Source organism: Pseudoalteromonas sp. SWXJZ94C (assembly GCF_015864385.1).
Classification (GTDB): Bacteria; Pseudomonadota; Gammaproteobacteria; order Enterobacterales; family Alteromonadaceae; genus Pseudoalteromonas.
Genome location: NZ_JADYXF010000015.1, coordinates 87,180 through 99,751, shown reverse-complemented (window position 1 = coordinate 99,751; position 12,572 = coordinate 87,180). Strand labels below are relative to the sequence as shown.

12 protein-coding genes are annotated in these 12,572 nt (G+C 37.9%); 3 read left to right on the top strand and 9 right to left on the bottom strand.

The genetic code is table 11. The features are described 5' to 3' along the window. Positions 1-93 precede the first annotated feature (93 nt). On the top strand, positions 94-1,008 hold the full coding sequence (locus I6F65_RS08605) for an alpha/beta fold hydrolase (RefSeq protein ID WP_197112457.1): 915 nt from the start codon (positions 94-96) through the stop codon (positions 1,006-1,008). Positions 1,009-1,144: 136 nt separating this feature from the next. On the opposite strand, the gene I6F65_RS08600 is transcribed toward I6F65_RS08605, so the two are convergent. Both I6F65_RS08600 and I6F65_RS08595 read right to left on the bottom strand, forming a co-directional pair. Continuing rightward, positions 1,145-1,573 carry a hypothetical protein gene (locus tag I6F65_RS08600; RefSeq protein ID WP_007586178.1) on the bottom strand — a complete coding sequence of 143 codons (429 nt, stop codon included), beginning with the start codon at positions 1,571-1,573 and terminating at the stop codon, positions 1,145-1,147. A 199-nt stretch (positions 1,574-1,772) separates the two neighbouring features. After that, a complete protein-coding gene (locus I6F65_RS08595) occupies positions 1,773-1,952 on the bottom strand; it encodes a hypothetical protein (RefSeq protein ID WP_024592379.1) in 180 nt (59 codons plus the stop codon). 284 nt (positions 1,953-2,236) lie between these two features. On the opposite strand from I6F65_RS08595, the gene I6F65_RS08590 reads away from it, so the two are divergent. After that, positions 2,237-2,623 carry a YkgJ family cysteine cluster protein gene (locus tag I6F65_RS08590; protein ID WP_007586180.1) on the top strand — a complete coding sequence of 129 codons (387 nt, stop codon included), beginning with the start codon at positions 2,237-2,239 and terminating at the stop codon, positions 2,621-2,623. A gap of 510 nt (positions 2,624-3,133) precedes the next feature. Here I6F65_RS08590 and I6F65_RS08585 read toward each other — a convergent pair. Genes I6F65_RS08585 through I6F65_RS08575 form a run of 3 tightly spaced genes read right to left on the bottom strand, consistent with a single transcriptional unit; the run spans position 3,134 to position 7,007 of the window. Beyond that, on the bottom strand, positions 3,134-5,056 hold the full coding sequence (locus I6F65_RS08585) for a beta-agarase (RefSeq protein WP_166113100.1): 1,923 nt from the start codon (positions 5,054-5,056) through the stop codon (positions 3,134-3,136). 11 nt (positions 5,057-5,067) lie between these two features. Next, complete coding sequence (locus tag I6F65_RS08580; RefSeq protein ID WP_166113099.1) at positions 5,068-5,886, bottom strand: alpha/beta hydrolase family protein; 819 nt, start codon at positions 5,884-5,886, stop codon at positions 5,068-5,070. An 11-nt stretch (positions 5,887-5,897) separates the two neighbouring features. Continuing rightward, the gene (locus I6F65_RS08575) at positions 5,898-7,007 is read right to left on the bottom strand and encodes a Zn-dependent alcohol dehydrogenase (protein ID WP_007586186.1); all 1,110 of its coding nucleotides are present in this window, start codon (positions 7,005-7,007) and stop codon (positions 5,898-5,900) included. A gap of 141 nt (positions 7,008-7,148) precedes the next feature. Here I6F65_RS08575 and I6F65_RS08570 point away from each other — a divergent pair, with 141 nt between their 5' ends. Then, positions 7,149-7,898, top strand: a complete 750-nt coding sequence (locus tag I6F65_RS08570; RefSeq protein ID WP_166376351.1) for a helix-turn-helix transcriptional regulator — start codon at positions 7,149-7,151, stop codon at positions 7,896-7,898. Here I6F65_RS08570 and I6F65_RS08565 read toward each other — a convergent pair. The 4 genes from I6F65_RS08565 to I6F65_RS08550 form a co-directional block, all read right to left on the bottom strand. Further along, positions 7,884-9,161, bottom strand: coding sequence for an NAD(P)/FAD-dependent oxidoreductase (locus I6F65_RS08565; protein WP_197112455.1), 1,278 nt, complete (start codon positions 9,159-9,161; stop codon positions 7,884-7,886). The two genes, I6F65_RS08570 and I6F65_RS08565, sit on opposite strands and share 15 nt — an antisense overlap. A gap of 16 nt (positions 9,162-9,177) precedes the next feature. Next, on the bottom strand, positions 9,178-9,486 hold the full coding sequence (locus tag I6F65_RS08560; RefSeq protein WP_166113097.1) for a 2Fe-2S iron-sulfur cluster-binding protein: 309 nt from the start codon (positions 9,484-9,486) through the stop codon (positions 9,178-9,180). 60 nt (positions 9,487-9,546) lie between these two features. Continuing rightward, the gene (locus I6F65_RS08555; protein WP_197112453.1) at positions 9,547-10,719 is read right to left on the bottom strand and encodes a cytochrome P450; all 1,173 of its coding nucleotides are present in this window, start codon (positions 10,717-10,719) and stop codon (positions 9,547-9,549) included. A 448-nt stretch (positions 10,720-11,167) separates the two neighbouring features. Then, on the bottom strand, positions 11,168-12,277 hold the full coding sequence (locus tag I6F65_RS08550) for a mandelate racemase/muconate lactonizing enzyme family protein (RefSeq protein WP_165741463.1): 1,110 nt from the start codon (positions 12,275-12,277) through the stop codon (positions 11,168-11,170). Positions 12,278-12,572: the final 295 nt, after the last annotated feature.

Genomic DNA, 12,572 nt, shown 5'->3' with positions numbered 1-12,572 from the left:
AAAGGCTGAAACCAGTTTTAGTAAAGGTATGCCAGCAAAGCAGAAGAAAGCGATGCGCAGTACAGCTTATCTTGAAAAGGTATTGAATTTATAGTGTTTTTTCATGCTCTTGCCCTGGCCACAGATGCTGTATGGCCTTCAAAAACCACTTACAAATATGCAAACGTAAATGGTAAAAAAATATTTTATCGAGAAGCAGGCAAGCAACATGAGCAAACAATTGTACTTTTACATGGTTATCCGTCGTCATCACATAGCTACCGTGAGCTTATTCCGCTTTTATCTGGGCGTTATCATGTGATAGCACCTGATTATTTAGGCTCAGGTTATAGCGACCGCCCAAACCCAGAAACTCAAAAATATACTTTTGAATTACTAGCTCAATACGTTGAAGGGTTACTCACAACGCTTAAAGTAAAGCGCTACAGCCTATATATACAAGACTTTGGAGCGCCCGTAGGCTTTAGAATGCTGTTAAATAATCCTAATAAACTTGATGCACTTATTGTACAAAATGGTAATGCGTATTTAGAGGGGCTAACCCTACCGAGGCAAGCATTTTTTAAAGCCGCGAATGAAGATAGTTCGAAAGCTCAGCAAGATAAAATTTATTCGTTCACGTCTGAACAAGCCATTATTAATAAGCAGTATTTACGAGACGTACAAAGTAACCCAGAAGTGATGAGCCCAGATAGCTGGACGCACGATCTTCACTTTTTACAAACCAAAGCCGATAGAGTAATTCAAGTGCAATTGCTACAAGATTACTACAACAACCTTCTCGACTATCCAAAGTGGCAAGCTTATTTACGCAAGTACCAACCACCAACGTTAATTGTATGGGGTAAAAACGACCCAGCATTCATAGCCGAAGGCGCTAAAGCATACTTAAAAGATGTACCGAACGCTGAACTCTATTTACTCGATTCAGGGCACTTTAGCGTTGAAGAAAAACCAGTAGAAATTGCAAAGTACATTATCGACTTTATGAATAAGCTAGCTCAATAGTAAGCCTTTTATTTTGGTTTAGTATTTATAGCGAACATAAAAAAACGCTGAGGGTATAAACCATCAGCGCTTTATTAAGCTCAAGCTAAATCCACAAAAATCACATTTAATATGGATAAGTTATACTTTTATGTATTTAACCTTCTTCTTCAATAAGCGACTCTAGTAGGTCGTGTATTTCAGCTTTAAGCTCTTTGTCTTCAATTTTATTGGCGCTGACTTTAGCATTTTGAAGGTTTTTAATAGCTTCATCTTTTTGGCCAAGCTCAAGCTGTAATGTAGCCATTGAAAAAGAAACCGACGACATGTGATCTTTGTTATTAATCGCAATCGACTTTTCTAATGCTTTTTCGTAAGTAGTAATTGCCTCTTCTAACTCTTCGGTAAAATCAGCTAAAGTTTCCCATTGTACAGGGTGATCTTTTGAGGTGTTTTCGTTTTCAATACAAATAGCTTTTAATTGAGCAAATAACGACTCAAACTTTTCACGGTTATTTTTGTTAGCCGCCGCCATTAAATCTTCTGCTAGATCATGTACCGCTTTATATACTTTTGTATTCATCATCACTGGTTATCCTTTAATGCAGCTAAACTCATTTACTCACTCAATTTAGCTAAAATGTATCATTACAGTCATTATAAAACGTATTTAAACAACTGATTTATTTAATTTGGTGTATAGCGTAATAATACATTAATAATGAACATCGCGTAGGCGTTAAACACTCTGAGATTAAACTTTATCGCAATTACTCTTGGTAAACTTACACGCTGAATAAACTTGCAACCCAATCCAACGTAAAAATGGTCGTAAAGACTTTAAGTGCAATGACAACTAAAAATAATAGGATGATTGCCGCTTTGGCTTTGCTACTTTTAAGATTGTTCCAATACAATAGCTTTGCATTAAATTCTGTTTTTAACTTAGTGACAGCCTCCTTCATAATAACGCCCTGCTTAGGTATCTGCGCTCAGCAACATTTAACAATCACACAGTTGCTCAAGCGGGGTTTGTAATATTTTTCGCTACCTTTAGAGTAAACCATTAAATAAAGCCTGTACTATATAAAATGTAACAAAGGGTTTTAACTTAAGTTATTGTATCTAACTATTGTTTACACACCCAAAAATTAAAGGATGGGTAAATTCAGTAGAGCGTTAATAATAAATTTGGTGCTACACTAATAACTAACTTAAACTCGTTAACAGCCAACCAAATTAGCAAATTATGAAAGAATGCAACCAGTGTGGTAAATGCTGTATTAAATATGGCGGCGGCGATTTAAGCGCAACGAAAGAGGAAATAGATTTATGGGAGCTCTTTAACCCCGAAATTTATGAATACGTTAAAAACAACGAAATTTGGTTTGACCCAAAAACAGGCTTAAGACTTCAAGTGTGCCCATTTTTAGAAATTGCGCCTAAAAAAGATCCTCTCGCTAAAAATATGTATACCTGCAGTATTTACCTCGACCGCCCAGAGGACTGTCGCCACTACCCAAGCCTCATTCCTGAAATGATCAGAGACGAATGCGAAATGATTGAACCTATCGACATAAAAAATCAAACCAGGGCTCAACATAAACTAGATATACTTATGATTGATAGTCGGTAACTCTCTTTTAAACTGCAACAGGTTATTGGTTATTTTTTTATTTTTAAATAAGAGTAAACGTGTATACCAACAACCTATAGCCACAACAATAGAGCCAAAGCAAATTACAAATAAGGGTATTATAGGCTCATTCCATCCCATTGGAATAATTATAATAAATGGAGTTACACTCGCTAAAAGAACCATAGGTAAATTAAAAACATTAAATTTTTTTAATAAAATTGATATTGGTACCCCATAAACAAGTAGTGCGGGATAAACATAAAATAAGCTTCCGCCAACCATTAAGGCATCTGTTTTCTTTTCGGCCAATAGCACAAGTAAATATAATACACATAAAGATCAATCACTAATGCATACGAATTATGCCATCTATTTTTAAAATTTAATAAGACTTCTGTGATAATTAAAGATTGTCTATGAATTTAAAAAGCGGACGAATAACAACTAAGGCCACTAATAATTAGTGACCTTGCTTTTTATATCATAACAAATAGTTAGTTTTTTAAATTAAATATCATCACTGTACTCAAACGCTTGGAGCGTCACGCTGCTAACAAATCCGCCATCATCAGGATATGTAACTAATATTGTATTATTGGTTTTTAACAGCTCGTTTGGTACTTCGATTTCTAGCATACTAAATACTTGTGGGCGAAATACTTGCTCATCACCGGCATAATCGGTTGGTACAGTAACTAAAGTGTCATTTACTTTAACGATAGGTTGTTGAGCTAAATCATGCTCTCTACCAAAACTTAAACGCAATATACCTTTACCATATTCACTTATTTTTACATCGTTAATGTTAAATTTAAGCGCTGTATTGGCTTTAATTGCCTGTTTGTAGGTTGTTGCATAGTATTTATGCTCGTCAGACTCAGCAATAATTTTTATATTGTCGCTGAACGTATATTCAATAATTACTGTGGCTTCTGCGCCTATGTTAATGCTTTTTGGTAACTCATTTTTTACACCAATATTTTGTGATGTTGTTGTAAGTGTTGGCTCACCATTAGCAAAGTGCAAGTGCTTAATTTTAATGTTATTAATCGGATTGCTTGGTAGCTCTGTTAAATTTAGCAAGGCGCTATTAGCACTTGTTTCTAAATTACTGATAATTACATATGCTTTGTTATTGTTTACATAACTATCTACTAGTAAGTCGGCTTCGTTTGATTCAGTATTAACACGTGTGCCATTTACATCTGACCACAATTGATAAAATTTAATAATGTCGGTGAATACATATTCATCGCCTGTTTCACCTGTTTTTTCGTCATTGTGGCGTAGTAAGCGCCAAGCATAATCGCGTCCCTCATTACCACTCCACTCTGCTTTTGCTAAACTAAATGGAATGGCTTTAAGTATGAGATTCGGTTTAGCCATAAATTGCATCATCATAGGGCTAAACGATTTCATAGTTTGCCAGTCATTTATTGCAGTCCATGGCGTTGCTTCTGTTTTATGGTCACGCCCGCCGTATTCCGAAATCATGAAAGGTTTTACCTTACCTAGTTTAAGCTTTTCGTATTGCTCCATCATATCCATAGTGGCTTCTATACGGGCTCCTTTAAAGTTAGCAACGCCTTTATCGCGGTTTAAGTAGCCAAAGTCATAAAGGTGAATCGAAAAATAATCCATGTATTCACCGCTGGTATCTAAAAATAGCTTCATTCGCTCATCCCAACGATTGAAATTGTTATCGTCAAACCATGGAAAGGCAGTGGTGTACCCACCAATCTTAATACTTGTATTAACTTTTCGTATGCCTTGGGCTACTTCGTTATGAAAAATAAATGTATCGATAGGCTTACCGTGATGTACATCAACAAGTTCGTAAAGTGGCTCATTAAGTATTTCAAGGTATTGTGGGCGTGCTGGGCCTTTGTTCGGTCCTTGGTTGTCATTTCGATAAAATTCATTTACAAAATGTCCCATGTATTGACCCACGGCATCGGTATTAGCAAAGCTCCATTCGCCTTTGCCTTTATGATTACCAATCCAAAACTGATTAATTTGCCCGCCTATCATTACATGGGCTCTATTGTCGTATTTATGAAGCTTCGACAACGTTTTACCATAATAATCTTCGCGAGCAGTTTTGCCATAAGCAGCGATACTCTCAGGGCTTGCGTACCCTAGATTATTTGGGTTTTGCTCAACTTGAGTCGCGTAATACGGCATAGAACCGTTATCACGACCAAAGTACACATCAAGGTCGTTAAGTAAGTAGTCGAGCTTATCTTCTTCCCCCTTCCAATCGGTTGTTGTTAGCATCGAGTGCATAACAATATATTTGCTTCTATCAAAGGTTGATAGGCCGTCAATACTTCGCTTTACGTTTAAATTTACGGATACTTCTGGCTGTGCGACTAAATTGCTTGATGCAGTACATGCAAATGCAATTAAAAGTGAGCTAATGACTTTCATGGGTTATTTCCTTATTTTAATTGTGTGTGAGTTTTGCTTTCTAATTGAGCAAAAAAGATCATAGTTTTAGCTACATGTTCGTGCCAATACTCCCAGCAATGGGTGCCTGCAAAAATATCGAACGTATGAGGAACATTTTTATCAACTAGCTTTTTTGCAAGCGCAGTATTAGCACTAAAAAGTACATCGTCTTTTCCGCAATCAAATCGCAGTGGCGGTAATGTCTTTTTATTCGCGCTCAATGTTTTAAACACGTCGCCTTTGTACTTATCAGTGGTTTTTTTTAGTGGCTTTAGAGTGTGTTCATCAACAAAGTGATTAAAGTCGTCAAGCTCAGTAATTGATGAATGCGCTGATATACCGCTAAAAATAGTTGGATGCTTTGCACCTAAACATAATGCTCCATACCCTCCCATTGAAAGGCCCGTAATATAAATATTTGATGAGCTCGAGCACATTGGTTGAGTTTGAATAACAGCGCTAATCACATCATCAACTATCCATGCTTCATAATCTGCATTTTTAAGTGGCAAATACCCGCTGCCCTCGGCGTGCGCGCCATCTGATGGCATCACTAATACAAACTCGTTAAGGCCACTGCTACGAAGCTGCTGATACACTTTATGTACGCCCCCTAGCTGGCTCCACACCCAGTGGCTACCATACACACCATGCAGTAATACAATTATAGGTACATTTTTATTACTGGTTGCTTCTTGGTAAATGCTTATATCACCTCGCCCTTTTAAGTGGCTGCTATACGCGGTTAGCGTTACAAAGTTATCAGCGGTGTAGCTGCTATTTGATATTTCTAAACGATGAATTGCCATTTTATACTCCTTTAATCATCAAACACGACGACACCTTTAGCGATACGCCCTGCTAGCATGTCGTCAAAGCCTGTTTGTAACTCATCTAACGAGTAAGTTTTTGTGACTAGCTCATCGAGCTTGAGCTTTTTTGCGTCATAAAGGTCTAGTATTTGAGCAAAGTCGCGCTTAGGATTACATTGCCCGTAGAGCGGATTTATATAAATTTTATCCCACTCAAATAGTTCGCAATCAAAATCTATTTTTTGCTCAATGCCACTCACTTGTACCGCAACTCCCGCGCTGCGTATTAATGCTAATGGCGCTGAACCAAGTGCCGGCACTGCTGTACACTCAAAGGCATAATCGGCTCCGCGACTATTTGTTAGCGCTTTAACTTCGTTTATCATGTGAACTAAATCAGGGTCATACTTTTTAGCAAGTACGGTATGTGTAGCACCAAATGCTTTAGCTTGTGTTAATCGCTCCGGTGACAAATCAATTGCTATTATTTTAGCGGCGCCTGAAATTGCAGCCCCTTGTATTGCATTTAGTCCTACGCCTCCACAGCCTAATACGGCCACTGAAGAACCTGCTTTTACTTTAGCTGCATTAACTACTGATCCGTAACCGGTCATTACGCCGCAACCAACAATACTTGCACTTGGAAAAGGAATGTCACTGTGTATTTTTATAACTGCAGCAGCCTTAACGACGGTGTATTCGCTCATCGTACCTAAATGAAATGAGCGCTCTAAGCTATTGCCATTATGCTCACACGCTTGTTTACCTGCGTGTCCGCATAAACCATTGCCAGTTACGGGGCTATTTACTTCACAAATGTGTAAATTACCCTCTTGGCACTGGAAACACTCACCACACGGAATTGCCCAATTTAGTATTACTTTATCGCCGATAGTAAATTCCGTTATACCTTCGCCCAACTCAACAACGGTTCCTGCGCCTTCATGACCAATGATAAATTTTTTATTCCACGTTTTAATTGAATCCCAATCTGTATGACAAATACCTGAGGCTTTTATTTTAATTTTTACTTCGCCAGCACTTGGTTTTCCGACATTAACGGTATCGAAGAAAAAACCGCCTTTTCCATCTGCAATTGCAGCTTTTGCCTTGTACATGTAGACTCCTAAGTCTCTAAATATAAGTATTATGTTATGAAGCAACCGACAATTTACTGTGAACCGTTTTGTATAAAAGACGGTTACGATTTCGAAATTCATCATGTAAGTTATCTTCAGCACGATAGCTATTCATGTTTTATGCACTTTCATCAGGTGCATGAATTTATATTTTTTGAACAAATTGACGGCACTTATTTTTATCATCAAGGTGAATCGATTCTTTCTGATTTTGAGGCCGTTTTTACACCCGCTATGGAAACCCACGACTTTGCTTTAAATCCGCGCCCTAAATCTTGGTATATTGTGCAATTTATGCCTGAACGCCTTAATAATCAGGCCTTACAAGAATTTATAGAATTACTAAAAACTGGTTTGCATTTAAGCTTTAGCATTGAAATACAAAAAAGGATTCATAAGTTGCTCGCTTGGATGCTTAGCGAATTTAACGAAAATCCTAAAAGTAAAACCTGTGCTCAACTGTTTGATAGCTTAATCACTATGGTGTGCGAATATGGTAAAAGCAGTTTATCTAAGCAGCAAACGTCATTAAGTAGCTCAGCAAGTTTTAAAAAGCTTGCTCCGGTAATTAATGAGCTTAAAACAAATAACGGCCTTAACCTGTCACTTGAGCAAGCCGCAGCCCTTTGCCATTTATCACCTTCGTATTTTTCAAGGGTATTTAAAAAGCACTTTAGAGTGCCTTATTCCGACTACCTGATTCAGCACAAGTTATATAATGCCGCACGGTTACTCGGGCAAAGTAATGTTTCGGTGACTGATATATCTTACGATTTAAGCTTTTCTAGCCCGTCGTATTTTATTAAGCAGTTTAAACATCACTTTAAAGTGACTCCGCATCAGTATCGACAGCAGTTACGCCTGAAATAACTGAGGTTTTGCAAGTGCTATAGTCAAATTGTTCAATACCTGTTTGTTTACCTTTAAACCTTGCTTAATAGCCTGTGTGCCAAGTACATAGGCCTTTGCATAATTAACAGCTTCCACACAAAGCAGTGTGTCGTTATTAAAGTACCAAAGTGAAAATTGACCGGGAGCTTCTTGGCGCTTAATAATCTCGTTATAGCCTTGTGATAAACCTACTATTTGTAATTTATATTCGTATTGATCTGACCAAAACCAAGGGAGTGCAGGAGCTGACGTATTATTTTTAGCTAAAAACTGCGCAGCAACTTTAGCTTGGTCAACTGCGTTTTGTACCGACTCGAGTCTGATCCAACGATTATAAATTTTATTAAAATGAATAGTGCAATCACCAATTGAGTAGATATCAGGGTGTGATGTTTGGCATACGTCATTTACTTTTATGCCTTGATCAACCACCAGCTCAGCATCTGTTGCAAGTTGTGTATTTAGCTTTACACCTACGCCCACTAAAATAAAATCGGCGGGATACTCACTCCCATCGCTGCATTGCACATAATGTTTATTGTGAATGTGCTTAATTTGTACAATATCTTTTGCTGTTTGCAGGTCTACCCCCTTCGTTTTGTGTAAATCAGTTAAAAAGTTAGACATAGCAGATGATGTGACTCGCGATAGTATTTTTTCTTGTTTTTCGATAACCGTTACTTTAGCGCCAAGTGCTATAAAGGATGATGCCGATTCAAGGCCAATGTAACCACCACCTATGATGACAACATCTTTATCAACACTTGAATTCAATGCTGTTTTTATTGCCACTGCGTCTGTGTGTGTTCGCATCGCAAAATATTGAGGGTTGCCATATTCGTCAACTGTTTCACTAAGGCCTTTAATGGGGGGTATAAAGGGCGAGCAACCAGTCGCGATCACTAATTTATCAAAATCTAGTTGTTTATTATTTTTAAGAGTCACTGTTTTGTTTTGCTTGTTAATTGCAGTAACACGCTCACCTAAACATAAATCTATATGGCTATCTGTGTAGGATTTTTGCACCTTTAAAGGTATTGATTTTACCTCTAACGATTGCAGCGTTTTTTTAGACAGCGGTGGCCTGTGATATGGCAGTTCAGGATCGCTATCGAGTAACGTAATTTTACCCAGCCAACCTTGCTGGCGTAAGTTAAATGCAAAGTTAACGCCGCCATGGCTTGCACCAATAATAACAACGCTTTGCTGCAGTGAGTTTGGCTCTAATTGTGTGTTTTGCATAATGCTGTACCCGCTTTTAATTGGCTACTCTGAAGGTCATGCCATCAATATTTTCAGACACCTCAATTTGGCAACATAAACGGCTGTATTGCGTTACGTTATCGTCCAGCTCTAGCATGTCGCTTTCTATCTCATCGGGTTTACCTACTTTTTTAAAGTCATCCGGTGTTAAGTAAATATGACACGTTGCACACGAACATACACCGCCACAATCACCATCAATACCAGCAACACCATTTGCTGATGCCAGTTCCATTAGCGAGCCACTGTCGCCCTCTACTTCAACTGCATCGTTTTTTTTGGTTATAAATATTACTTTCGCCATCGTATTAATCCTCTACTTTTACTTGTTACTGTATTTATTTAACTATTTTCTACGGTGTTTTTATTTTGATTTAAAGCTAACGTGCAGACTGTTAAAGCCTACCTTTCTTGAAAACTCACCGAGTTTTTCAATATTTTCATCTGCTTTTATTGTCTCTATTTGAGCAACTTTATTAGCAAGTGATAACACTAGTTGACGTAGAATTTGGCGGGCATGCGTTGCGCCCAAACAATTGTGATGGCTAAAACCAAAACTAATATGCGGGTTAACTTTTCGATCGAAGTCGACATTGTTAGGGTTTTTGAATACCTTTTCATCGCGATTAGCCGACGCCCAACATAACGAAACTCGTGTGTCGGCTTTTATAGCGTGCTCACATACACTTGTGTCTTGCGTAGCGACACGGCCCATTTGCGTAAGCGGCGAAAAATAGCGAATTAGTTCTTCTACGGCCCTGTTTAATATTTCAGGCTCATCATCAATACGCTTTAAATCGCTGATGTTTTCGCTAAAGTAGGCAATAGAGTTTGTGATCGCGTTTATAACGGTGTCGCGCCCCCCTGCAAAGGTGAGGATCATCACACCTTTTACTTCTTCTTTACTCAGCTTTTTACCGTTCGCCTGTGAATTTAAAAGCACTGAATATAAATCATCACCCGGGATTGCAATGGCGTTTTCTATTTGCTCATCAATGTAGTTGTATAGAATATTGGCTTTATCGCCATCAAGGTCACTGTCTTCACTTCTAAATACATGAGTACCCCAATCTATCCATGTTTGTGCTTTATCCATTGAGGTATTAAGTAACAGCGTTAACGCTTTAGATTGAAGTGGTAAAGCAAATTGTGACACCACATCAAACGACTCTGCTTTAAAGGCGTTTTCAATAGTTTCATCAATAATGGTTTGTAAACGCGCTTGGTAACATTCATCTAATGGGCGTTTAAACCAAGGGTTTAATAATTCACGAAAGCCACCGTGCTGAGGAGGGTCTACTTCAAACGGAATTTGGCGTGTTTCACGTATTGCCACTTCTGATGGAATTACAATACGTCCAGGTTTAGCACCCGATTGAAAAACAGCACAATTATGCGCTGCTTTTCGTACATCTTTTAAGCCTAAGATCATATTTACAGGATCGTTTTGGTCATCCATTTGACCCATTCCTGTTACTTTTCGTTGCTGTGCAAACGCATCGGGAAACTCGCTAATACCAGTTACTTTTGACGTCATAATGAAACCTAATTTCTATTATTAATCTATTTTTGTTACACCATTTTAATCGCAACTTTATTATACAAATACACTGATTTTGCTTAAAAATGGTAATTTGATGCTCTTTATTGCTATTTTAAATATAAAAAAGCCAGCAATTAAAGCTGGCTTTTGACGGAGTTGTGAGAGCCCCTAACTAATTAATTTAAAATCTAGGTAATGAAGCTATTCTCGGTGTGAATTGCAACCAACAGTTTTACAGGAGACTAAGCAATTTGGGTTTGTGTAAAACAATCAATATTTGCAATGGCAATAACTATTTACCTTTATAAAAGCGTCCACAAAATCAGTACTCATAAATTAAAACTTATGACAAAGAGATTATCATTCATTCCTTGATAAATAATTTCTACACTGAATTTGTGGACACACAACAACTCTTTTCTTTTATTACTAATTTTTCTAGTTACGACTGTTTAATTAAATGTGTTCTCATTAGTTGAGGGTCAAATTCTACACCCGTCCCAATTATATCTGGCGCGCACGCTTGCCCATTTTCAAGCTTTAAAGGACGTGTTGTATATTCATCTATAGGGAATGAATGAACTTCTAAAAAACCAGCGTGAGGCTGAGATGCCAACAGTGATACATGTAGTTCATGCATGCCATGGCTACAAATAGGTAAATTATGGGTATATGCCATACTCGCTACATGTAACCACCCTGTTATGCCACCAATATTTGATGCATCTGGTTGTAAAAAACCTAATTTAGCTTGACTAATCGCATAGCCAAATTCGTGCAATGTATGCAAATTTTCACCCATTGCAAGCGGTATTGAAGTCGCTTGTGCTATGCGAGCAAAGCCTTTGTAATCATCAGGTATAGTCGGTTCTTCAAACCAGGTTATGTCGTATTTTTCAATTGATTTAGCAAAACGAATAGCTTGCTCAACAGTCATTGAGTAATTGGCATCTACCATAAGTATTTTATCTTTACCTATTAGCTCTCTTACTGCGGCTACACGTTCTATATCTTCTTTAAAGTTGGGTTTACCGACTTTAATTTTTACTGCATTAAAGCCACGATTTAAATAACCATCTATATTACTAAGCAGTTTTTCTTGGCTAAAGTTTAAATCTATTCCGCCTGCATAGCATTTTGTTTGGTCACTGCTACCACCCGCAACTTGCCATAATGGTGCATTTAAGCGCTTACACTTAATATCCCACAGCGCTATATCAACTGCTGAAATCGCAAAGCTAAGTAGTCCACCTCGGCCAACATAATGAAGATCCCACTGCAATTTGTCCCAAATTGCCATGATAGACATAGAATTTTGTCCAATTAGACCGGGCTTTATTTCATCGTTAAGGAGTGAATAAATTGCGCGACCACCTTTGCCGCCAGTGTAGGTATATCCCATCCCTTCATACCCGTCGTGAGTCATAATATGCACTGTAATAACTTCAAAGTGAGTGTGATCGCCATGCTTTGCATCACTTAACACTTCTGCTAGCGGAATTTGGTAATACTCGACTTTTACACTTTTGATTGTTTGTGATGATACTTTCATTAAGCCACCGAATTAGTTAACATGACACTGTTCATTGTTAACAATTTACAACAGGTATTTGTTGTTGTAAAGGTTATCTGTTTAATTAAGCGAAATTATCCGAAGGTCTGTTTATCTTTGAGAATTAAAATTTGTTCAAACTCGAGGCTATTTAATCGCAGCGTGAGATTTGTAACCTAGTGGGCTAAGTAAAAACCGAGCAAAGCTTCCGCGTCCTGCTCACGCCCCTTACCTTCATTCATGTAGGCAACAAAGAGTAAATAGCCCCTATCAAGCGTGCTTATAGGGGCTTTAA